The following is a 22,091-nucleotide window of genomic DNA, read 5'->3' as shown; positions in this document are numbered from 1 at the left end:
CAGACGGTCCAGATGGTTCAGGACGCCAGGACGGCCTGCAGGAAGTCCCGGGTGCGCTGCTCGGACGGCTCGCCGAAGATCTGGTCCGGCGGGCCCTCCTCGACGATCTGGCCCCCGTCGAACATGAGGACCCGGTCGGAGATGTCCTTGGCGAAGGTCATCTCGTGGGTGACGCACAGCAGGGTCAGGTCGCTCTGCCGGGCGATGTCGCGCAGTAGGTCCTGGACGCCGACGACGAGCTCCGGGTCCAGGGCGGAGGTGACCTCGTCCAGCAGCAGCACCCTCGGCTGCATGGCGAGCGCCCGCGCGATCGCCACCCGCTGCTGCTGGCCGCCCGACAGCTGCGACGGATGCGAATCGATCTTGTCGCCCAGCCCGACCAGGTCCAGCAGATCCTTGGCCCGCTCAACGGCCTCGTCCTTGGACACCCCGAGCACCCGCACCGGCCCCTCGGTGAGGTTGCGCAGGACGTTCATGTTCGGGAACAGGTTGAACTGCTGGAACACCATGCCGACCTGCTTGCGCATCTCGTGCAGGTGCTTCTGGTTGGCCGGGACGCGCTTGCCGCCCCGTTCCATGTGCCAGAGCGTCTCGTCGCCGATCCAGATGAGGCCATCGTCGAGCTTCTCCAGCGTCATCAGCAGCCGCAGGATGGTCGTCTTGCCCGACCCGCTCGGCCCGATGAGCGTCACCCGCTCGCCCGGCGCCACGGTGAAGTCGAGCTCGCGGAGCACGACGTTGTGGCCGAACCGCTTGACCACCTTCTCGAAGCGGATGCCCGGCGCCTCACCGCGCGGCAGCGGAGCGGCCTCGCCCTTCGCCACGTCGCCCTTCTCCGTGGAGACGCCCTCGCTCTTCGGGACGGCGTCGTCGGGAGTAGGGGAGTCCGGTGTCGTGTCAGTTGGTGGCATAGCGCCTCTCCAAGCGGCGGACGAGTATCGAGGATATGACGCTGACCACGACGAACAAGAGACCGACCATCGTCATCGGCTCCAGGAACTGAAGCGTCTGCGACCCCACCTTGTTGGCGGTGAACAGCAGTTCCGCGACGTTGATGGCCATCAGATACGGCGAGTCCTTGAACATCGCGATCAGGTAGTTGCCGAGCGTCGGGATCACCCGGCGGATCGCCTGCGGCAGGATCACGTCCAGCCACGCCCGGCTTTTCGGCAGGTTGAGGGCCGTGCACGCCTCCCACTGTCCCTTCGGGACGTCGGCGATGCCGGCCCGGTACACCTCGGCCGTGTACGTCGAGTAGTGGATTCCGAGCGTGATGATCCCGGCCGTGAGCGAGCCGATCGTCAGGCCCCAGGCGGGCAGGACGAAGAACACGAAGTACAGCTGGGGGATCAGCGGCGTGCACCGGATGAACTCGGTGATCCACCGGACCGTCTGGTTGACGATCCTGCTCGGCGTGCGGCGGAGCAGCGTCCACACCAGCCCGAGAAGCAGCGCGATCACATAGCCGAGCAGCGTGGCGATGACCGTGTACCGGAGACCGTCGAGCAGGTCGGGCAGAATCTCCCCGGAGTAGTGCCAGTCCCATTCCATCAGCCGCCCACCCCCGCTCCCGGAGCGCCCGCGGCGACCGTCCCGAGTGACGGTTCACGCGCGGGCCGGCGGCCGAGCATGTGGTCGACGCGGCGCTCGGCGTACCGGACGAACAGCTGGAGGAGCTGTGCGATCACGAAGTACAGGACGAGCACCATCGTGAACGCCGCGACCGTCTCACCCGTGCTGCCCTGGATGTTCTTCGAGACCCGGGTCAGATCGACCATGCCGACCAGGGACACGATGGCGGTGCCCTTCATCAGCTCGATGATCAGGTTCCCGAACGGGGGCAGCATCAGCGCGACGCCCTGCGGCAGGATGACGCGGCGCATGCGCTGGTAGACCGAGAAGTTGAGCGCCACCGTTGCCTCGTACTGGGCCTTCGGAACCGCGTTGATCGAGCCGCGCACCACCTCCGCGCCGTAGGCGCCGACGTTCAGGCCGAGCGCGAGGACGGCCGCGAACATGGTCGTGAACCGGAGTCCGAGCAGCGGCAGCGCGTAGAAGAACCAGAACAGCAGCACCAGGGTGGCGTTGCCGCGGAAGAACTCCACGTACACCCGGTTCAGCACGCGCACCCACGGGTGGCGCGAGGTGCCCGCCAGCCCGAAGATCAGGGCGAGCACCAGCGCCAGCCCGCCCCCGAGCAGGGTGAGCTTGATGGTCACCCACGCGCCGTCCAGCCATTGTTGGTAGCTGTCGAGGACGTCAGCCACGGGTCAGCCCTGGCAGAACTTGGCGGCCGTGTCGCCCGCGGTGGGGACCTCCGCCTGGGTGAACCCGAACGGCTGCAGGATCGGCAGCAGCTTGTTCTGCTGCTTGAGCTTGTCGAGCTCGCCGTTCCAGGCGTTCAGCAGGTCCGTGTCGGCCTTGCGGAACGCGAACGCGCCCGCGCCGAACTGCTCCTTGCCGTCGATGACCGGGACGAACGGGTCGGTCACCTCGAAGCCCTCGCCCTGGTGCTTGGACTGGAGGTCGGCCAGCGAGATGCGGGTCAGCCAGATGCAGTCGATGCGCCCGGCCTTGAGCCCCTCGAACGCGCTCGGCTGGTCGGCGTAGGTCTTGATGTTGTTCTTCTTCACGCCGGTCTTCTCGGCGTAGCCGGCCTCGACCGCGCCGGTCATGACACCGACGCGGACGCCCTTGGCGGCCGGGTCCTTGGCGCCCTTGAGGCCCTTCGGGTTGCCCTCAGGCACCATGAAGGCGCTCTTGGCGACGTACTCGGGGTTCGCGAACGCCGCCGAGGCGCAGCGCTCCGGAGTGATGAACATGCCGGCGGCGATCGCGTCGAACCGCTTGGCGTTCAGGCCGCCGATCAGGCCGCCGAAGTCGACCTGGACGCCCTTGACCTCGTCGATCCCGAGCTGCTTGAAGATGGCCCGCGCGAGCTCGGGGGCCTCGCCGGTCAGCTTCCCCGATTTGTCGGTGTAGCCGTAGGGCGCCTCGTTGGCGAAGCCGACCGTGATCGTCCCGGCGTCCTTGGCCTTCTGCAGCGTGCCCCCGCCCGCCTTCTCCTCTTCCGGATCCGTCGTGGAGCAGCCCGCCGCGGCCAGCGGTACCGCGGCGGACAGCAACACGGCGGTGCGCAGGAAGTCGCGTCTCGAGGAAGTCATCATCGAACTCCTGGATGTGTGAACCCCGCGCCCGCGGGGGACCGGAGGACGGCCCCCCGCGGGCGCGGGCCTGACGTGTGTCGGGTTATCGAATTGTTGTGTTCATTCAGCCGCCGACGGTCCCATTCGAGGGGGGACGACCCCCCACGCCCCCCGATCCGCCTCCGGCGGAAACAGGGGTGAAGTCCCGGGCGCCGATGAACTCCGGACGCGGTGCGGGGGCGGAGAACGGCTCGACGCACGTGTTCTCGACGCTGTTGAACACGATGAACACGTTGGAGCGCGGGAACGGGGTGATGTTCCCATTGGAGCCGTGCATGCAGTTGCAGTCGAACATGGTGGCAGAGCCCGCAGGCCCTGTGAACAGCTCGATCCCGTGCTTGTCGGCCAGGATCGACAGGCTCGCCGCATCGGGCGTCCCGATCTCCTGCCCGCGCAGGGACTCCTTGTAGTGGTCGTCCGGGGTCTCCCCGACACAGGCCACGAAGGTCTTGTGCGAGCCAGGCATGATCATTAGCCCGCCATTGTGCACGAAATTCTCGGTGAGCGCGATGGATATGCTCACCGCGCGCATCCGGGGCATGCCGTCCTCCGCGTGCCAGGTCTCGAAATCCGAGTGCCAATAGAAGTCCTTGCCAGTGAATCCTGGCTTGTAGTTGACCCGGCTCTGGTGGATGTAAACCTCGGAGCCGAGAATCTGCCTGGCCCGGCCCACCACGCGGGGGTCGCGGACGAGCCCGGCGAAGACCTCGCTGATCTTGTGCACCTCGAAGATGGAGCGGACCTCGTCCGAGCCGCGCTCGGTGACCGTCCGCTCGTCGGCGAGGACCTCCGGGTCGGCCGACAGCCTGCGCAGCTCGGCGCGATAGTCCTCGACCTCGTCGGGCGCGAGCAGCTGGTCGACGGACAGGAAGCCGTTCGCCTCGTAGGCGTCGAGGGTGGCGGCGTCGATCGGCCCGTCCCCGGCCTCGCCGTGAACGACCTGGTCCTGGCGGTACAGCAGCGCCGCCTCGGCGCATTTGCGGGTGGGGTACGCGTCGTCGATCGTCGGATGGGACTCGATGATGCTCATGCGTCCTCCTCGGTCAGCAGCGGATACACCCCGTTCTCGTCATGGACCTCCCGCCCGGTGCAGGGCGGGTTGAACACGCAGACGGTCCGCACGTCCGTGTGGGCGCGCAGAGTGTGGTGCTCGTGGCCGTCGAGCAGGTACATGACGCCCGGCTCGATCTTGTGCTTCTCGCCGGTCTCGTCGTTGGTCAGCTCCCCCTGGCCCTCGATGCAGTACACGGCCTCGATGTGATTCGCGTACCACATCTTGGTCTCGGTGCCCGCGTACAGGATCGTCTCGTGCATCGAGAAGCCGACGCCCTCCTTGGCGAGCACGAACCGGCGGCTGCACCAGGTCGGCGCCTGCACGTCGCGCTCGGTGCCGACGATCTCGTCAAGGGAACGAACGATCATGAATCTCCTCTTTTCAGCGGTGCCCGGGGCCGGGCCCCCGCGCGGGGCCCGGCGCGCCTCAGGCGATGTAGACGGGGATGGACGGGTGGATGGGGTGGACGAAACGGACAGGGCCCGCGGCATGGGCGGAACCAGCCGCCTCGGCCGCGTCGGCCGCCTCGGCCGTCCGGATCAGACGGCGACCTTCTGGCGGACGGCCTCCAGCGAGTCCGCGATGATCTCCAGGCCCCGGTCCAGCTCGGCCTCGGTCGTGGTGAGCGGCGGCAGCAGCTTGACCACCTCGCCCTCCGGGCCCGAGGTCTCCATCAGCAGCCCGCGACCGAACGCCTCGGCGCACACCTGCGGCGCCATCTCCGCGTCGTGCATCACCAGGCCCCACGCGAGCCCGCGGCCGCGGACGGAGTCGACGGCGCCGGCGTGCCGGAGCGCGATCGACTCCAGCGCCGCCTGGACCTGCTGGCCCTTGGCGATCGTCTCCTTCTCCAGGCCGTCGCCGGTCCAGTAGTCCTCCAGCGCGGCGACGGCGGTGACGAACGCGGGGTTGAAGCCGCGGAAGGTGCCGTTGTGCTCGCCCGGGTCCCACACGTCCAGCTCGCGCTTCATCAGCGTGATCGCCATCGGCAGCCCGTAGCCGCTGAGGGACTTGGACAGGCAGACGATGTCCGGGACGATCCCCGCCTCCTCGAAGCTGAAGAACGGCCCGGTGCGGCCGCAGCCCATCTGGACGTCGTCGACGATGAGGAGGATGTCGTGCCGGCGGCACAGGTCCTGCAGGCCGCGCAGCCACTCGGCGGTGGCGACGTTGATGCCGCCCTCGCCCTGCACGGTCTCCACGATGACGGCGGCGGGCTTGTCCAGGCCGCTGCCGCTGTCGTCGAGCATCGTCTCGAAGAGCAGGAAATCGGGCGTCCTGCCGTCGAGGTAGTTGTCGTAGGGCATCGCGACGCCGTGCCCGAGCGGCACGCCGGCGCCGGTGCGCTTCATCGAATTGCCCGTGACGGCGAGGGCGCCGAGCGTCATCCCGTGAAAGGCATTGGTGAAGCTGACGACGGTCTCCCGGCCGGTGTACTTGCGCGCGAGTTTCAGCGCGGCCTCGACCGAGTTGTTGCCCGCGGGGCCGGGGAACTGCACCTTGTAGTCCAGGCCCCGGGGCGCGAGCACGTACTCGTTGAACCGTTCCAAGAAGTCTCGCTTGGCCGTCGTGTACATGTCGAGACTGTGGACGACGCGGTCATCGGCGAGATAGTCCAGGAGCCTCCGTTTCAGCTGCGGGTTGTTGTGCCCGTAGTTGAGCGTTCCCGCGCCGGCGAAGAAGTCCAGGTAGGTCTTTCCGTTCTCGTCGGTCATGTGGCTGCCACGCGCCGTGGTGAACACCGTGGGCCACCCTCGGCAGTAGCCGCGGACTTCCGATTCCAAACGGGCGAAGACGTCCATTTTCTGCCTCCAGGCAGGTCGGTGGGGGAGCGGACGGGGAAGTTGAACGGGTCAGTTCGCGTCGGCGATCGGGCCGATCCTGAAGAGCACCTCGGGCTCGTGTTCCCCCTCGGGGAAGTGCTCCGCGCCGAACAGCGGGCTGCGGGTGACCTCGCACCCGCGACCCCGCGCGAACGCTTCGAACATCGCGGTGGAAGCGGTGTTGTCCGGTGTGACCGTGGCCTCGAGGTACCGGGCGCCGCGGGGCGCCAGACGGTCCGCGAGGCGGTTCAGCATGCGGTTGGCCAGTCCCTGGCCGCGGTGGTCGCGGCCCACGGCGACCTGCCACACGAAGAACGTGTCGGGCCGGGACGGGCGGACGTATCCGGTGACGAATCCGCAGGGGACGCCGCTGTCGCGCGCCACCACGGAAGTGTCCGCGAAATCGCGGCACCAAAGGGTGTAGCTGTAAGGCGAGTTGACGTCCAGGACCCGTGATTCGCGGGCGAGCCGCCAAAGCTCCGGACCGTCGGAGAGGCTCGGCTCCTGGAGTTGCACGTCCGCGTTCGTCTCGCTTGCGCCGTGGCGCCGTGTCGGTGATTCCAGGGGTTGCGCTGCCATGTCCAGGCAACTTAGCGAATCGCGCCCCGTGATCGCAGAGGATTGTTATCGGCGGGATGTTTAGCCGGGTACCCCAGTGGGTAGGGTTAAGGGCTTTACCGAATTCCGTGCAATTCTACGGTGGTCCGTACCGGCGATTGTCCGCATTTCCCGCTGATACGCAGGAGGTACTGCCGGATTTGGCGGCGGCGCGGGCCGGACGCTTCCTGAACGCCACCTTAATGTTCCGTCGTGAGCGGGCGCGGCGTTTTGTGTATCGGTTGTGTGAGGTAAGTCACTCAGATTTCGTGTCAACGGGTCCGGTGCGGTGAGCGTCACGTCGCATCGCGCATGGTCGTGCGGTCGCGGGCATGCTGGGACGCGTGTGGGTCAAGGCGTGCGACGCGGGCTCTGTGAGGGCGGGAACGCTGACCATCAAGGGGCATGTCTACTTGCCGGACGGTAAGACCTGGGTTGTGGAACGGTAAGAATCTCGGCATTTCGGTCCGCTGATAAGGCGGACGGCCCGGGCGCGGCGACCCACCCGGACCCCCGATTCGGGACCCGCCGCCACCGTCGTTCCGTCGTGTCCGCTTTAAGGTTCCCCGGGAGCTATGGCGTTCCCGCTCCCCTCCGGTCAGGGTTTGCCGGCGAATCGGTCGGTGGCCTCGACCAACCGGTGCAGGATGCCCGGCTCGCTGTAGGCGTGACCGGCGTCGTCGACGATGTGGAAGTCCGCCTCCGGCCATGCCCGGTGTAGGTCCCAGGCCGTCGCGACCGGCGTGCACACGTCGTACCGGCCCTGGACGATCACGGCCGGGATGTGGCGGATCCGGTCCACGTCCCGGATCAGCTGCCCGTCCTCGAAGAAGCCCTCGTTGGCGAAGTAGTGGTGCTCGATGCGCGCGAACGCCACCGCGTAGTCCGGCTCGCCGAACCCGCGCGCCATCTCGGCGTCCGGCCGCAGCGTGAGCGTCGAGCCCTCCCAGGTCGACCACGCCTTGGCCGCGGCGACCCGCACGTCCCGGTCGGGGGAGTTCAGCCGCTCCCCGAACGCCGAGATGAGGTCCTCCCGCTCGTCCTCCGGGATCGGCTCGACGTACTTCTCCCACAGGTCCGGGAAGATCAGCGACGCGCCCTCCTGGTAGAACCAGTACAGCTCGAACGGCCGCAGCGTGAAGATGCCGCGCAGCACCAGCTCGGTCACCCGCTCCGGATGCGTCTGCGCGTACGCCAGCGCCAGCGCGCTGCCCCAGCTCCCGCCGAACACCAGCCACCGCTCGATGCCGAGATGCTCGCGGAGCCGCTCCATGTCCGCGACCAGGTTCCAGGTGGTGTTCGCCTCCAGCGACACCTCGGGATCCTTCGCGTGCGGCAGGCTCCGCCCGCAGTTGCGCTGGTCGAACAGGACGATCCGGTACGCCTCCGGGTCGAACTGCCGCCGGTGCGCCGGGACGCAGCCCCCGCCGGGGCCGCCGTGCAGCATCACCGCGGGCTTGCCATCCGGATTGCCGCAGACCTCCCAGTAGATCTTGTCGCCGTCGCCGACGTCGAGCAGCCCGGTCTCGTGCGGTTCGACCGGTGGATACAGGGTGCGAAGCTCCATGGAGCGCGATTGTCGCACCCGCCCGCCGGATGTGACGCTTGGCACCGCCGGACGGGGCGTCCGGGCCCCGACCAGGGCATCTGCGTGCGTTAACGCCGCTCGGCGGCCGAGAAAGTAAACCCCAAACTGGGCAAACGTTCCGCTGGTCGGGGCTAGAGTGCCTTCAGTGAGCGAAGCCACGAGGCTCAGGGCCGGTAGCGGAGCGAACGAGATGTGCACACCCACCCCCGCGAGCGCGGCCGCATGCCGCCGGGCGAGGAGACACGTGAGCGAGATGACGAGCCGTCGGGCGAAGAACGCGGGCACCACGATGAGCAGAGCCATGCCGTCCATGTGGCTCCGAGCCGCGAGGCGGGGAGAGCAGTGAGCGAGCTGAACGGATCGGGCGGTGCCCGCGGCGGCCCCGACGCTGGGACCCCCTGGCCGCCCATGGGACGCGACCCGGGCCGCGCACCCGAGACGCCGGTGCAGGCCGCCCAGCAGCCGATCCAGATGGCCAAGCCGCCGCAGCCCGGCCGGCACGGCGCGCAGCCCGGCCGCCCGCGCGAGGCCGGGCGTCCCGACGTCGAGCAGCCCGAGGCGCAGCCGTGGGACATCGTCGAGCGGCTCCGCCAGATGGCCGACCTCATCGGCGACGCCCTCGCCGCCGGTGAGCGCAAGGTCAACGAGGCGCAGAGCGAGATCGCCCAGCAGGTCGCGGCCGTCACGGCGGAGAAGGAGTCCGCGCAGCGCGACGCCGCCGCCGCCTGGGGCGAGGTGCAGCGTGCCCGTGGCCAGGCCGAGCAGGCCGAGCGCCGCGCCGTCGAGGCCCAGAACGAGACGGCCCAGCAGGTCGCGGCCATCACCGCGGAGAAGGAGAACGCGCAGCGCGACGCAGCGGCCGCCTGGGGCGAGGTGCAGCGCGCCCGTGGCCAGGCCGAGCAGGCCGAGCGCCGCGCCGTCGAGGCGAAGAACGAGGCCGTCGCGCAGATCGCCGCGCTGCAGGGCGAGAAGGAGAACGCGCAGCGCGACGCCGCCGCCGCCTGGAACCAGGCCCAGCAGGGGCGCGCCCAGGCCGACCAGGCCCGTGCCCAGGCCGACCAGGCCCGCGCGCAGCTGGAGCAGGTGCAGGCCCAGGTCGAGCAGGCCGAGCGCCGTGTCGCCGAGGCCGAGGCGACCGTCCGGCAGGCCATCCAGCAGCGCGACGCGATGAGCGAGGCCCGCGACGACGCGCTCCGCGCCGTCGAGGACGCCGTCAACGGCCGCCGCGCCGCCGAGTCCGAGCGCGACCGCGTCGCCGAGCAGGCCGCGGAGCTGTCCCGGGGCCTGGAGTCCGCGCACGCCGAGCTGTCCGCCCTGCGCGCCAAGCTCACCGACGCCGAGATGACCGCGCAGAACCTGCAGCACGCCGTCGTCGGCGCCGGTAAGGAGGCCGACGAGTCCCGCCGCCGCGCCGAGGTCGCCGAGCGCCGCGCGCAGGAGAACGAGCGCCGCGCGCAGGACGCCGACCGCCGGGCCCAGGACGCCGACCGCCGCGCCCAGGAGGCGGCCGGACGGGCCGAGGCCGCCGAGGCCGAGCGCCAGCAGGCCCTCAACACCGCCGCGCAGTCCCTGGAGGCCGCCAAGAAGGCCGAACGCGAGCGCGACGGCAACGCCAAGGAGCGGGAGGCCGCCGAACGGGCCCGCGAGGCCGCCGTCCAGGCCCAGGCGCGCGCCGAGTCCGAACTGACCCTGGCCCGCGGCCGGGCCGACCAGGCGGGCCGGGAACGGGACAAGACCGTCGCGGCGATGCGCCAGCTGGCCGCCGAGCGCGACGCCGTCGCCGAGAAGCTCGCCGAGCGCGACCAGTGGGTCGACCAGCTCGCCCAGGCCGTCACCGAGCAGCGCGCCCAGATCGCCGAGCTTTCCCAGGAACGCGACGCCGCCCGCAACGCCGCCGACCAGGCCCGCTCCCTGATCGACGAGCTCACCCGCCAGCTCCGCACGATCATGCCGGCCGGTTCGAACGCGTTGCCCTCGTCCTTCGGGCCGTAGGGAGGCCGGACCGGGAGGCCGGATCGCCGTGAGCGACGGCTGATCCGGAGGTCCGGCCTGGCGGTATTGGCCGTGTTCGCTGGGCAAACACGGTTCGGTCGTCGGTGGCTGTTATTCTGGTGGCCCGTGGACAGTGAGCCTTCGTCCGCCTCGCAACGACCACGGGAGCACCTCTTTGCCATCGGCAGCCACTGGTAGATCACGTCCTACCAAGCATCTGTTCGTCACCGGCGGCGTCGCCTCCAGCCTCGGCAAGGGGCTGACGGCGTCCAGCCTGGGACGGCTTCTCACCCTCCGCGGCCTCCGGGTCACCATGCAGAAGCTCGACCCGTACCTGAACGTCGACCCCGGGACGATGAACCCGTTCCAGCACGGCGAGGTCTTCGTCACCGACGACGGCGCCGAGACCGACCTCGACATCGGGCACTACGAGCGGTTCCTCGACACCGAGCTGCACGGGTCGGCGAACGTCACGACCGGGCAGGTGTACTCCAGCGTCATCGCCAGGGAGCGGCGCGGGGAGTACCTCGGCGACACCGTCCAGGTGATCCCGCACATCACCAACGAGATCAAGGACCGGATCCGCGGGATGGCCTCGGACGACGGCCAGGTCGACGTCGTCATCACCGAGGTCGGCGGGACGGTCGGCGACATCGAGTCCCTGCCCTTCCTGGAGTCGGTGCGGCAGATCCGGCACGAGATCGGGCGGGAGAACTGCTTCTTCCTGCACGTGTCGCTGCTGCCCTACATCGGGCCGTCCGGGGAGCTGAAGACCAAGCCGACGCAGCACTCGGTGGCCGCGCTGCGCTCCATCGGCATCCAGCCCGACGCGATCGTGTGCCGCTCCGACCGGCCGATCACCGACGGGCTCAAGCACAAGATCAGCCTGATGTGCGACGTGGACCGGGAGGCCGTGGTGTCCGCGGTCGACGCCGCGAGCATCTACGACATCCCGAAGGTGCTGCACTCCGAGGGCCTGGACGCCTACGTCGTGCGCCGCCTCGACCTGCCGTTCCGCGACGTCGACTGGGGCGCCTGGGACGAGCTGCTGCGCCGCGTCCACAAGCCCGCGCGGGAGGTCACGATCGCGCTGGTCGGCAAGTACATCGACCTGCCCGACGCGTACCTGTCGGTCACCGAGGCGCTGCGGCACGGCGGGTTCGGCAACGACGCCAGGGTCCGCATCCGCTGGGTGAAGAGCGACGACTGCGAGACGCCCGAGGGCGCCAAGCGGGAGCTGGACGGCGTCGACGGCGTCCTCATCCCCGGCGGGTTCGGCGTCCGCGGCATCGAGGGGAAGATCGGCGCGGTGCGGTACGCCCGCGAGAACCGGCTCCCGCTGCTCGGCATCTGCCTCGGCCTGCAGTGCATGGTCATCGAGGCGGCGCGGACGCTCGCCGGGCTCGCCGACGCGGGCAGCGCCGAGTTCGACGCGACCACCGCCGACCCCGTCGTCGCGACGATGGCCGAGCAGGTCGACGTCGTCGCCGGGGAGCGGGACATGGGCGGCACGATGCGGCTCGGCCTGTACCCGGCCGACCTCGCCGACGGGTCCGTCGTGCGGGAGCTGTACGGGGAGGCGAAGGTGTCCGAGCGGCACCGGCACCGCTACGAGGTCAACAACGCCTACCGCGACCGGCTGGAGAAGGCCGGGCTGCGCTTCTCCGGCCTGTCGCCCGACGGCCGGCTCGTCGAGTACGCCGAGCTGCCGCGCGAGCAGCACCCGTTCTTCGTCGGGACGCAGGCGCACCCGGAGTTCCGGTCGCGCCCGACGCGCCCGCACCCGCTGTTCACCGGCCTCGTCTCCGCCGCGCTCGCCTACGCCGAGGCCCGCACGGGCGGCGGCGCGGCGGGCGGCGCCGCCGGGAAGGTGACCGCGCCGTGAACCCGGACGACGTCCGCGACCGTCCCGAACGCTGGACCGTCGTGGAGCGCAACACCGTCTTCCAGGGCCGCGTGTTCGGCGTCCGGCAGGACAAGGTCGAGATGCCGCGCGGTGACGAGACCGAGGCCGTCACCCGGGACGTGATCGCGCACGTCGGGTCGGTGGGCGTCCTCGCGCTCGACGACGACGACCGGGTGATGCTGCTGCGGCAGTACCGGCACCCGGTGTCGCGGCTGCTGTGGGAGGCGCCCGCCGGGCTGCGGGACGTGCACGGCGAGCCGCTGCACAAGCTCGCCGAGCGGGAGCTGCTGGAGGAGTCCGGGTACCGCGCCGACCGGTGGGACACCCTCCTCGACGTGTTCACCTCGCCCGGCATGACCGACGAGCGCGTCCGGATCTTCCTGGCCCGCGGCCTCACGGAGGTGCCCGCCGACCAGATCGACTTCGAGCGCGTCCACGAGGAGGCCGACATGCCGGTGGTGTGGGTGCCGCTGGACGAGGCCGTCCGCAAGGTGCTGGCGGGCGAGGTGCACAACGCGATCGCCTGCATGGGCGTCCTCGCCGTGCACGCGGCACGCGCGTCCGGGTTCGCGGGCCTGCGCCCGCCCGACGCGCCGGAGGACTGAGCCCGACGCGCCGGACGGCCGAGCCGGATGAGATCCCCCTCCGGCGGCCGGAGGGGGCATGATGGGCGGGTCCCCGGAGCCCACGGCCGGAAGAGGTGCCGCCCTGTCCCCGTCGCCGACCCCCCGGAGCGCCACGCGGCCCGCCGCTCCCGAGATCGGTTCCGCGCTCGGCGCCGCCGTGGACACCTACCTGGGGCACCTCGCGGTCGAGCGGGGCCTGGCCGCGAACACGCTCAGCTCGTACCGCCGCGACCTGCGCCGCTACGTGCAGAGCCAGGACGGGCGTGGCCGCGCGGCCATCGGCGACATCACCGAGGACGACGTCCGCGCCTACCTGGTGACGCTGCGGGAGGGCGACGACGACCATCCGCCGCTGTCGGCGGGCTCGGCGGCGCGGGCGCTCGCCGCCGTCCGCGGGCTGCACCGCTTCGCGCTGCGCGAGGGCCTCGCCGCCCACGACCCCGCCGCCGACGTCAGGCCGCCGACCCCGCCGCGCCGCCTGCCGAAGGCCATCTCGCTGGACGAGGTCGAACGGCTCCTCGCCGCCGCGTCCGTGCCCGGCGATCCCGGCACGGCCCGCGGGCTGCGCGACCGGGCGCTGCTGGAGCTGCTGTACGGGTCGGGCGCGCGGATCTCCGAGGCCGTCGGGCTGGACGTCGACGACCTCGACCGGGCGGACGGGTTCGTCCGCGTCGCCGGCAAGGGCGGCAAGGCCCGGGTCGTGCCGATCGGCGACTACGCCCGCGAGGCCGTGGACGCCTACCTGGTCCGGGCCCGTCCCGAACTGGCGGCGGCCGGGCACGGCGGCCCCGCGCTGTTCCTGAACGCGCGCGGCGGGCGGCTGTCGCGGCAGGGCGCGTGGATGGTGCTGCGCGCCGCCGCCGACCGCGCGCACCTGTCGGAGGTGTCGCCGCACACGCTGCGGCACTCGTTCGCCACGCACCTGCTGGACGGGGGAGCCGACGTCCGCGTCGTCCAGGAGCTGCTGGGGCACGCGTCGGTCACGACGACGCAGGTCTACACGCTGGTGACCGTCCAGCTCCTGCGCGAGGTCTACGCGACCTCCCACCCCCGCGCCCGCACCTGAAAACCCGCGCCCGCGGCCTGCGTGAACTCGCGTGCCCGATCTGACAACTCGTCCACCGCGGAGCTGACAAATCGCGACGATCGTCGCGCGTCGGCTTGAGACCGGGGAGGTACGGGCCTAGAGTCCCCGTTCTGGATGGCATTTCCGGGCCGCCGGGGAGGGATCTGGTGACCAGCACTAACGGTGCGGAAGGAGTCCTTTCCTCCGCCACCATCGAGACCGATCCGAACAGGGCTCTCGGGCCCACGCAGCGACCCGTGCCGGTGTTCCCCGAACCGGGACCCCTGGAACAGCACGGGCCCGCTCGGATCGTGGCCGTATGCAACCAGAAGGGCGGCGTCGGCAAGACCACCACGACGATCAACCTGGGCGCCGCGCTCGCCGAGTTCGGCCGCCGCGTCCTGCTCGTCGACTTCGACCCGCAGGGCGCGCTCTCGGTCGGCCTCGGCAAGGGCGACCCGCGCCAGCTGGACGTGACGGTCCACAACATGCTGCTCGAACGCGACGTCGAGTGGGAGGACGTCGTCATCGAGACCGGCGTCGACGGGATGGAGCTGCTGCCGAGCAACATCGACCTGTCCGGGGCGGAGGTCCAGCTCGTCCACGAGGTCGGCCGCGAGTACATCCTGCAGGGCGCGCTGAAGTCGGCCGTCCCGCACTACGACTACATCATGATCGACTGCCAGCCGTCGCTCGGCCTGCTCACCATCAACGCGCTGGCCGCCAGCGAAGGCGTGCTGATCCCGCTGGAGTGCGAGTACTTCGCGATGCGCGGCGTGGCGCTGCTGATGGAGACCATCGAGAAGGTGCAGGGCCGGATCAACCCGAGCCTGGTGATCGACGGTGTCCTCGGCACGATGTACGACTCGCGGACCCTGCACACGCGGGAGGTCCTCGGCCGCATCGTCGAGGCGTTCGGCGAGCAGGTCTTCCACACCGTGATCAACCGCACGGTGCGGTTCCCGGACGCGACCGTCGCCGGGGAGCCCATCACGTTCTTCGACCCGAACTCGATGGGCGCCAACGCCTACCGCAGCCTGGCCCGGGAGGTCCTCGCCCGGTGGGCGCAGGTGGCATGAGCCCGTGAGCCAGCCCCCCGGCGAGCCCGAGCCCCCGCCCGCGGCCGTCCCGCCCGCGCAGCCGATCCCGCCGCCGCCGCCGCAGCAGCCGCCGCCGGGGCGGGGCCCGAGGCCGGTGGCCGTCGTCGTTGTCGCCGCGGTCGCGGTGGTGGTAGTGGCCGTCCTCGTCGTGGCGGCCGTCGCGATCCTGGTGCTGGGGGAGGACGACGAGTCGTCCAAGCCGCTGTCCTCCGGGCCCGTCGACCTCCGCGAGCCGCTGACGTTCAGGCTGGTCGCGCGGGAATCGCCGCCGCCCTGCACCGGCGGCGCCCTCGCCCCGCCCGACAAGTCCAGCTGCTATCTGTTCGGCCCGGACGCGCTGACGGTGCGGCGGCTCGAGAAGGTCGAGGCGGTGCCGCCCGACCCCGCGCGGGGCGCCGCCGGCTGGAGCGTCGCGCTGACGCTGTCGTCCGGGGACGCCTCCGGCTTCGCGACCCTGACCGGCAAGGCCGCGCGGGCGTTCCAGGCCCAGCTGCCCGCCGGGAACATGGGCATGATCGTCGGCGGTGCGCTGGTGTCGTCGCCCGCCCAGGTGACCACGCCCATCACCGGCGGCGAGGTCTCCATCGACGGCCCCCCGGAGACGTTCGACCAGACGTACGTGGAGGGCATCGTCCGGCGGCTGATCGGTAGGTAGCGGTCCGCGGCGCGCCGTCACCGCTCGTGACCGGCCGTGGTGCGAGCACGCGCCGCCCGTGGGACGATATGGCCGGTGAGCACAGTGCAGGAGACGTCCTCCGCTACCGTGAGCGACGTGGACGAGACGTCGCCCGGATCGGGGCAGGAGCCGGAGGAGGGGCACGGCTTCCACGTCCACCTGGACAACTTCGACGGCCCGTTCGACCTGCTCCTCGGCCTGATCTCCAAGCACAAGCTCGACATCACCGAGGTGTCGCTGCACAAGGTCACCGACGACTTCATCGCGCACATCCACGCGCACGGCAAGGACTGGGACCTCGACCAGGCCAGCCACTTCCTGCTGGTCGCCGCGACCCTCCTCGACCTCAAGGCCGCCCGGCTGCTGCCCTCCGGCGAGGTCGACGACGAGGACGACCTCGCCCTCCTGGAGGCCCGCGACCTGCTGTTCGCGCGGCTCCTGCAGTACCGCGCCTACAAGGAGGTCGCGCAGGTGATCGCGGCGCGGATCGCCGAGGCGGCCCGGCGGTTCCCGCGGATCGTGCCGATGGAGCCGAGGTTCGCGAACGTGCTGCCGGAGGTGCTGCTCGGCCTCGGACCGGACGAGTTCGCCCGGCTCGCCGCCAAGGCGTTCGCGCCGAAGGAGCCGCCGTCGGTCTCCGTCGAGCACATCTACCAGCCGAAGGCCAGCGTCAAGGAGCAGGCCGCGATCGTCGTGGAGCGGCTCCGCAAGCTCCGCAGGACGACGTTCCGCGTCCTCGCCGCCGACGCCGAGGGCACCTACGAGGTCGTCGCGCGGTTCCTGGCGCTGCTGGAGCTGTACCGGGAGCAGAGCGTCGTGTTCGAGCAGGACGAGCCGCTCGGCGAGCTGCGCGTCACGTGGACCGGCACCGACGAGGGCGACGTCGAGGTCGGCGACGACTACGAGGGCTCCCCGCAGCCGGACGGCGAAGACCCGAAGAAGAAGGACGAGGCGGACGATGACTGACGACCCCGGCGAGACCCCGCCGGAACGTCCGGAGACGCCGGAGACGCAGGCATCGGCGGAGTCGCCGGAGTCGCCGGCATCGGCGGAGTCGGCGGAGGGGCTTGCGGAGTTTCCCGGGCTGCGCGCGTCCATCGAGGCGATCCTGCTGGTGGTGGACGAGCCCGTCACCGAGATGACCCTCGCGCAGCTGCTGGAGCGCCCGCGCGGCGAGGTCGCGGCGACGCTGCGGGAGCTGGCCGCGGAATACACCGAGCAGGGCCGCGGGTTCGATCTCAGGGAGGTCGCCGGCGGCTGGCGCTTCTACACCCGGGACGCGTGCGCCCCCGTCGTGGAGCGGTTCGTCACCGACGGGCAGCAGGCGCGGCTCACGCAGGCGGCGCTGGAGACACTCGCCGTCGTCGCCTACCGGCAGCCGGTGAGCCGGGCCCGCGTGTCGGCGATCCGGGGCGTCAACAGCGACGGCGTCATGCGGACGCTGACGCTGCGCGGCCTGATCGAGGACGCCGGGCAGGACCCCGAGTCCCAGGCGCACCTGTATCGCACCACCGGGTACTTCCTGGAGCGGCTCGGGCTCCGCGACCTCGACGAGCTCCCCGAGCTCGCCCCCTACCTGCCCGACGACCTGCCTGACGACATAGTTGATAGTTGAGGAACACGTGAGCGAGAACGAGGGCGTCCGGCTGCAGAAGGTCCTGGCCGAGGCCGGGATCGGCAGCCGCCGCCACTGCGAGGAACTGATCGGCGAGGGCCGCGTCACCGTCGACGGGAAGCGGGTGTTCCGGTTCGGCGAGCGCGTCGACCCGCGCCGCGCCGTCATCCACGTGGACGGCAAGCGCGTCGAGACCCGCGCCGAGATGCGCTACTACGCGATCAACAAGCCGCGCGGCGTGGTGTCGACCATGTCGGACGAGCGGGGCCGCAAGTCCCTCGCCGACTACGTGGAGGTGCCGGAGCGGCTGTTCCACGTCGGGCGGCTCGACACCGACACCGAGGGCCTGATCCTGCTCACCAACGACGGGGAGCTGTCGCACCGCCTCACGCACCCGTCCTACGGGGTCGAGAAGAAGTATCTGGCGGAGATCCACGGCCCGATCCCGCGCGACCTCGGCAAGCGGCTGCGGGCGGGCGTGACGCTGGAGGACGGCCCCGCCAAGGCCGACAAGTTCCGGATCTTCGACCAGGTCGGCAGGCGCGTCCTGGTGGAGATCACGCTGCACGAGGGGCGCAAGCACATCGTCCGGCGGCTGCTGAAGGAGGTCGGGTTCCCCGTCCAGCAGCTGGCGCGCATAGAGTTCGGGCCGATCAAGCTCGGCTCGTTGAAGCCGGGCGGTATGCGGGCCCTGTCCGTGCACGAGATCGGCGACCTGTACAAGGCGGTCGACCTGTAACGGCAGCACGCGCGCAGGACGCGGGCGGGCGGGACGGACTCGAGGAGGAGCAGGCTGTGACGGTACGGGCGGTCCGCGGGGCGACGCAGATCGACGCCGACGACCGGGGTCAGATCCTGGAGGCGACGACGGAGCTCGTCAGCGAGGTGATGTCCCGCAACGGGCTGAGCACCGACGACGTGATCAGCGTCATCTTCACGGTGACGCCGGACCTGACGGCGGAGTTCCCGGCGCTCGCCGCCCGCAAGCTCGGCTTCCACGAGGTGCCGCTGCTGTGCGCGACGGAGATCGGCGTCCCGGGCGCGCTGCCGCGGGTGATCCGGCTGATGGCGCACATCGAGACCGACCGGCCGCGCGCCGACGTCCAGCACGTCTACCTGCGGGGCGCGACGGCGCTCCGCCTCGATATCGCACAGTAAGTGCGGCGACAGTAGGGTTTGTGGGCGTGAGTGAGGACGTGGTGCCGCAGCGGATCGTCGTCGTCGGGACGGGCCTGATCGGAACGTCGATCGCCCTGGCGATGCGGGAGCGCGGCGCCGAGGTGCTGCTGGCCGACCGGGACGAGGCCGCGCTGCGGCTGGCGGTCGAGTTGGACGCCGGCGAGCCGCTTCCCGACAGCCCGCTGGACGAGCCCGCCGACCTGGCGGTGCTCGCGGTGCCGCCCGCGGCAGTGGCCGTCACGCTGCTGGACGTGCAGAAACGCCGCCTCGCCGCCGCCTACACCGATGTCGCGAGCGTGAAGGCGCTGCCGCTGGCGCAGGCCGCCGAGCTGGGCTGCGACCTGACGACGTTCGTGCCGGGGCATCCGCTCGCGGGCAGTGAGCGGTCCGGGCCGGGCGCGGCGCGCGCCGACCTGTTCCTCGGCCGCCCGTGGGCCCTGTGCGCGGCGCCGCAGTCGAAGCCGGAGGCCGTGGACGCGGTCCGGAACCTGGCGAAGGCGTGCGGCGCGATGCCCGTCGAGGTGGACGCCGCCGAGCACGACCGGGCCGTCGCGCTCGTATCGCACGGCCCGCACGTGGTGTCGGCCGCCGTCGCCGCCCGGCTCACCGGCGCGGACGACGTCGCGCTCGGCCTGTCCGGGCAGGGCGTCCGGGACGTCACCCGGATCGCGGCGAGCGACCCGCGGCTGTGGATCGGCATCCTGTCGGCGAACTCCCAGCCCGTCGCGGACGTGCTGGAGGCCGTCGCCACCGACCTCGCGGTGGCCGCGTCGCTGCTGCGCGACGGCAGCGAGGAGGCCGCCGCGCACGTGGCCGACCTGCTGCTGCGCGGGAACGCGGGCCGGTCCCGCATACCCGGCAAGCACGGCGGCGACCAGCCCGCGTACGCGACCGTCCAGGTCGTCATCCCGGACCGTCCCGGCGAGCTCGCGATGATCTTCCAGGCGGCGGGAATCGCGCAGGTCAACATCGAGGACGTGACGATCGAGCACTCGCCGGGCCGCCCGCTCGGCGTGCTGGAGCTGGCCGTGGTGCCGGAGTCGGCCGAGGCGCTGGCGGAGGAGCTGCGGGCCCGCGGCTGGTCCGTCCCGTCCCCGGCCGGAAGCGCCGGTACCGCCGGTACCGCCGGTACCTGACGGGTACCGCGAGGCCGGTAGCCTGGTCGCGGGGCGCGCACGGGGGTTCGCCTGCGCGCCCGACGGACTAGAGAGGGATCGATCGTGCCGCTCGTCATCGCCATGGACGGACCCTCCGGGTCGGGCAAGTCCAGCGCGTCCAAGGGCGTCGCCCGCGCGCTCGGGCTCCGCTACCTGGACACGGGCGCCATGTACCGCGCCGTGACGTGGTGGATGCTGGAGAACGGCGTGCCGGTCGAGGACGCGGCCGCGGTCGAGGCCCGCGCGGCGGAGCCGGTGATCGCGTCCGGCACCGACCCGGACGGGCCGACGATCACGGTGGACGGGGCGGACGTGTCCGCCCCCATCCGCACGCGGGCGGTGACGAACGCGGTCAGCGCGGTCAGCTCCGTCCCGGCGGTCCGTGCCCGGATGGTCGCGCTGCAGCGCGAGATCATCGGGTCCGGCGGGATCGTGGTGGAGGGCCGCGACATCGGCACGGTCGTCGCGCCGGACGCGCAGGTCAAGGTGTACCTGACGGCCAGCGAGGAGATCCGGGCGGCGCGCCGCGCGAAGGACCTCGCGGGCGACCCGGGCGCGTCGGTCACGGTCACCCAGGCCGAGCAGGCGCGCCGCGACCGGCTCGACTCGACCCGGAAGGCCTCGCCGCTGACCAGGGCGGGCGACGCGTACGAGATCGACTCGACGGAGCTGAGCCTCGCCGAGGTCATCGAGGCGGTCGTCCGCCTCGCCAAAGAGCATGAGTGAACGGGCGGCCTGGCGGCCCCCGCGGGGAATTCACAGTGAGCGATAACGAGATCAAGACCGTCGACATCGTCGAGGACGTCGGCGCCGACGAGGGCCCGGCGCCCGTCGTGGCGGTGGTCGGGCGGCCGAACGTCGGCAAGTCCACCCTGGTCAACCGGATCCTGGGCCGCCGTGAGGCGGTCGTGGAGGACGTCCCGGGCGTGACCCGCGACCGGGTCGCCTACGACGCGTCGTGGTCTGGTCGGCGGTTCACCGTCGTCGACACCGGCGGCTGGCTGCCCGACTCGGCCGGGCTCGCCGCGGCGATCGCCGAGCAGGCCCGGCTGGCGGTCGACCTCGCCGACGTCGTGATGTTCGTGGTGGACGCGACCGTCGGCGCGACCGACGTGGACGAGGCCGTCGTGGAGATCCTGCGCCGGTCCGGCAAGCCGGTGGTGCTGGTCGCCAACAAGGCCGACAACGCCGCCGTCGAGGCGGACGCGGCGCTGCTGTGGTCGCTCGGCATCGGCGAGCCGCACCCGGTCAGCGCGCTGCACGGGCGCGGCAGCGGCGATCTGCTCGACGCGGTGCTGGCCGCGCTGCCGGAGGAGGCGCCGCCGGAGGATTTCGGTGAGGAGACGGGCGGGCCGCGCCGGATCGCGCTGCTGGGCCGTCCCAACGTCGGCAAGTCGAGCCTGCTGAACCAGCTGGCGGGGGAGAACCGGGCGGTCGTGGACGCGGTGGCGGGCACGACCCGCGACCCGGTCGACGAGCTGATCGACCTCGGCGGCCGGACGTGGCGGTTCATCGACACCGCCGGGATCAGGCGGCGGCACCGCGAGAACCAGGGCGCCGACTTCTACGCGACGCTGCGCACCCAGTCCGCGCTGGAGCGCGCCGAGGTCGCGGTCGTGCTCGTGGACGCCGACCAGCCCCTCGCCGAGCAGGACCTGCGGATCATCTCGATGGTCGTCGCGTCGGGCCGCGCGATGGTCATCGCCTACAACAAGTGGGACCTGCTGGACGAGGAGCGCCGCCACTACCTGGAGCGGGAGATCGACCGGCAGCTCCACCACGCGCGGTGGGCGCCGCGCGTGAACGTCTCCGCCAAGACGGGGCGCCACATGGACAAGCTCGTCCCGGCCATCGACACGGCCCTGGACGGCTGGGGGACCCGCGTCCCGACGTCCAAGCTCAACCAGTTCTTCGCCGACCTGGTCAGCTCGCACCCGCACCCGGTGCGCGGCGGCAAGCAGCCGCGCGTGCTGTTCGCGACGCAGGCGAGCGTGCGGCCGCCGCGGTTCGTGCTGTTCACCTCCGGGTTCCTGGAGGAGGGGTACCGGCGCTACATCGAGCGGCGGCTGCGCGAGGAGTTCGGCTTCGAGGGCACGCCCCTGGACATCGCGATGAAGATCCGCGAGAAGCGCGGCAAGGGCAAGAAATAGCGGAAATATCCGGCATGCGGCCCGCTTGGGGATCTTCCCCGGCGGGCCGCGGCATGTCAGGATGCATCCTACGGCCGTCGAGTAAGTCTTCCATTACTCGTCGAGTCGGGTGACACCTGCATGAGTCGAAGGGTGAAACGTGAAGCTCTTGCTGCTCATCTCCTGTGCCGTCGTCTGCGTGGCGCTCAGCTTCGCCTGGCGGGAGCCGTGGATCGGCGGTGTCGGCCTGGTGGTCGCCTTCGTCGCCATGTTCACCGACCGCGACGACGTGCGGCTGGACGAGGAGCGGGGCAGCTACGAGACGACCAAGGCCGTCCGCGACATGCGGCGCCGGGACCGCCACCAGCGGTAGCGGT

The 22,091-nt window shown here is 71.3% G+C and carries 23 protein-coding genes; 14 read left to right on the top strand and 9 right to left on the bottom strand.

Features of this window, described 5'->3' with window-relative positions; translation table 11 throughout:
• Positions 1 to 17: 17 nt before the first annotated feature.
• The 9 genes from ehuA to pip all read right to left on the bottom strand — a co-directional run bounded on the left by ehuA (position 18) and on the right by pip (position 8,247).
• Positions 18 to 911: an ectoine/hydroxyectoine ABC transporter ATP-binding protein EhuA gene (ehuA, locus tag ACH34S_RS13570; RefSeq protein ID WP_395952914.1), complete on the bottom strand. Its 894-nt coding sequence runs from the start codon at positions 909 to 911 to the stop codon at positions 18 to 20.
• Complete coding sequence (gene ehuD, locus ACH34S_RS13565) at positions 898 to 1,551, bottom strand: ectoine/hydroxyectoine ABC transporter permease subunit EhuD (RefSeq protein WP_395952913.1); 654 nt, start codon at positions 1,549 to 1,551, stop codon at positions 898 to 900. The genes ehuA and ehuD overlap by 14 nt, the downstream gene beginning before the upstream one ends.
• Positions 1,551 to 2,267 (bottom strand): ectoine/hydroxyectoine ABC transporter permease subunit EhuC, encoded by a 717-nt coding sequence (ehuC, locus tag ACH34S_RS13560; RefSeq protein WP_395952912.1) that lies wholly within the window; start codon positions 2,265 to 2,267, stop codon positions 1,551 to 1,553. The genes ehuD and ehuC overlap by 1 nt, the downstream gene beginning before the upstream one ends.
• A 3-nt stretch (positions 2,268 to 2,270) precedes the next feature.
• Positions 2,271 to 3,164 (bottom strand): ectoine/hydroxyectoine ABC transporter substrate-binding protein EhuB, encoded by an 894-nt coding sequence (gene ehuB, locus ACH34S_RS13555; RefSeq protein WP_395952911.1) that lies wholly within the window; start codon positions 3,162 to 3,164, stop codon positions 2,271 to 2,273.
• A 106-nt stretch (positions 3,165 to 3,270) separates the two neighbouring features.
• On the bottom strand, positions 3,271 to 4,236 hold the full coding sequence (thpD, locus tag ACH34S_RS13550; protein ID WP_395952910.1) for an ectoine hydroxylase: 966 nt from the start codon (positions 4,234 to 4,236) through the stop codon (positions 3,271 to 3,273).
• The gene (locus tag ACH34S_RS13545) at positions 4,233 to 4,628 is read right to left on the bottom strand and encodes an ectoine synthase (protein WP_395952909.1); all 396 of its coding nucleotides are present in this window, start codon (positions 4,626 to 4,628) and stop codon (positions 4,233 to 4,235) included. Before ACH34S_RS13545 ends, thpD begins: the two co-directional genes overlap by 4 nt.
• A 171-nt stretch (positions 4,629 to 4,799) precedes the next feature.
• Positions 4,800 to 6,062, bottom strand: a complete 1,263-nt coding sequence (gene ectB, locus ACH34S_RS13540; protein WP_395952908.1) for a diaminobutyrate--2-oxoglutarate transaminase — start codon at positions 6,060 to 6,062, stop codon at positions 4,800 to 4,802.
• 51 nt (positions 6,063 to 6,113) lie between these two features.
• Positions 6,114 to 6,662 (bottom strand): diaminobutyrate acetyltransferase, encoded by a 549-nt coding sequence (ectA, locus tag ACH34S_RS13535; protein WP_395952907.1) that lies wholly within the window; start codon positions 6,660 to 6,662, stop codon positions 6,114 to 6,116.
• Positions 6,663 to 7,278: 616 nt separating this feature from the next.
• Positions 7,279 to 8,247 carry a prolyl aminopeptidase gene (pip, locus tag ACH34S_RS13530; protein ID WP_395952906.1) on the bottom strand — a complete coding sequence of 323 codons (969 nt, stop codon included), beginning with the start codon at positions 8,245 to 8,247 and terminating at the stop codon, positions 7,279 to 7,281.
• 363 nt (positions 8,248 to 8,610) lie between these two features.
• Here pip and ACH34S_RS13525 point away from each other — a divergent pair, with 363 nt between their 5' ends.
• The 14 genes from ACH34S_RS13525 to ACH34S_RS13460 all read left to right on the top strand — a co-directional run bounded on the left by ACH34S_RS13525 (position 8,611) and on the right by ACH34S_RS13460 (position 22,087).
• The gene (locus tag ACH34S_RS13525) at positions 8,611 to 10,260 is read left to right on the top strand and encodes a hypothetical protein (protein ID WP_395952905.1); all 1,650 of its coding nucleotides are present in this window, start codon (positions 8,611 to 8,613) and stop codon (positions 10,258 to 10,260) included.
• Between the two features lie 175 nt (positions 10,261 to 10,435).
• Positions 10,436 to 12,145 carry a CTP synthase gene (locus ACH34S_RS13520; RefSeq protein ID WP_395952904.1) on the top strand — a complete coding sequence of 570 codons (1,710 nt, stop codon included), beginning with the start codon at positions 10,436 to 10,438 and terminating at the stop codon, positions 12,143 to 12,145.
• A complete protein-coding gene (locus ACH34S_RS13515; RefSeq protein ID WP_395952903.1) occupies positions 12,142 to 12,771 on the top strand; it encodes an NUDIX domain-containing protein in 630 nt (209 codons plus the stop codon). The genes ACH34S_RS13520 and ACH34S_RS13515 overlap by 4 nt, the downstream gene beginning before the upstream one ends.
• A 58-nt stretch (positions 12,772 to 12,829) precedes the next feature.
• Positions 12,830 to 13,858: a site-specific tyrosine recombinase XerD gene (xerD, locus tag ACH34S_RS13510; RefSeq protein WP_395952902.1), complete on the top strand. Its 1,029-nt coding sequence runs from the start codon at positions 12,830 to 12,832 to the stop codon at positions 13,856 to 13,858.
• 212 nt (positions 13,859 to 14,070) lie between these two features.
• A complete protein-coding gene (locus ACH34S_RS13505) occupies positions 14,071 to 14,937 on the top strand; it encodes a ParA family protein (RefSeq protein ID WP_395953326.1) in 867 nt (288 codons plus the stop codon).
• 4 nt (positions 14,938 to 14,941) lie between these two features.
• Positions 14,942 to 15,613 carry a hypothetical protein gene (locus ACH34S_RS13500; RefSeq protein WP_395952901.1) on the top strand — a complete coding sequence of 224 codons (672 nt, stop codon included), beginning with the start codon at positions 14,942 to 14,944 and terminating at the stop codon, positions 15,611 to 15,613.
• Between the two features lie 117 nt (positions 15,614 to 15,730).
• Positions 15,731 to 16,600, top strand: a complete 870-nt coding sequence (locus tag ACH34S_RS13495; RefSeq protein ID WP_395953325.1) for a segregation and condensation protein A — start codon at positions 15,731 to 15,733, stop codon at positions 16,598 to 16,600.
• Positions 16,593 to 17,249: an SMC-Scp complex subunit ScpB gene (gene scpB / locus ACH34S_RS13490; RefSeq protein WP_395952900.1), complete on the top strand. Its 657-nt coding sequence runs from the start codon at positions 16,593 to 16,595 to the stop codon at positions 17,247 to 17,249. The genes ACH34S_RS13495 and scpB overlap by 8 nt, the downstream gene beginning before the upstream one ends.
• A gap of 7 nt (positions 17,250 to 17,256) precedes the next feature.
• A complete protein-coding gene (locus ACH34S_RS13485; protein WP_395952899.1) occupies positions 17,257 to 17,988 on the top strand; it encodes a pseudouridine synthase in 732 nt (243 codons plus the stop codon).
• 56 nt (positions 17,989 to 18,044) lie between these two features.
• Positions 18,045 to 18,407 carry a chorismate mutase gene (aroH, locus tag ACH34S_RS13480; RefSeq protein WP_395952898.1) on the top strand — a complete coding sequence of 121 codons (363 nt, stop codon included), beginning with the start codon at positions 18,045 to 18,047 and terminating at the stop codon, positions 18,405 to 18,407.
• A 26-nt stretch (positions 18,408 to 18,433) separates the two neighbouring features.
• Positions 18,434 to 19,564, top strand: coding sequence for a prephenate dehydrogenase (locus tag ACH34S_RS13475; RefSeq protein WP_395952897.1), 1,131 nt, complete (start codon positions 18,434 to 18,436; stop codon positions 19,562 to 19,564).
• Positions 19,565 to 19,648: 84 nt separating this feature from the next.
• Positions 19,649 to 20,311, top strand: coding sequence for a (d)CMP kinase (gene cmk / locus ACH34S_RS13470; protein ID WP_395952896.1), 663 nt, complete (start codon positions 19,649 to 19,651; stop codon positions 20,309 to 20,311).
• A gap of 35 nt (positions 20,312 to 20,346) precedes the next feature.
• Positions 20,347 to 21,735 carry a ribosome biogenesis GTPase Der gene (gene der, locus ACH34S_RS13465; protein ID WP_395952895.1) on the top strand — a complete coding sequence of 463 codons (1,389 nt, stop codon included), beginning with the start codon at positions 20,347 to 20,349 and terminating at the stop codon, positions 21,733 to 21,735.
• 139 nt (positions 21,736 to 21,874) lie between these two features.
• A complete protein-coding gene (locus ACH34S_RS13460) occupies positions 21,875 to 22,087 on the top strand; it encodes a hypothetical protein (protein WP_395952894.1) in 213 nt (70 codons plus the stop codon).
• Positions 22,088 to 22,091: the final 4 nt, after the last annotated feature.

It is taken from the genome of Actinomadura sp. 3N508 (genome assembly GCF_044326375.1).
Taxonomy (GTDB): domain Bacteria; phylum Actinomycetota; class Actinomycetes; order Streptosporangiales; family Streptosporangiaceae; genus Spirillospora.
The sequence above is the reverse complement of the archived record's forward strand: the minus strand, read 5'-3'. Positions and strand labels throughout refer to the sequence as shown.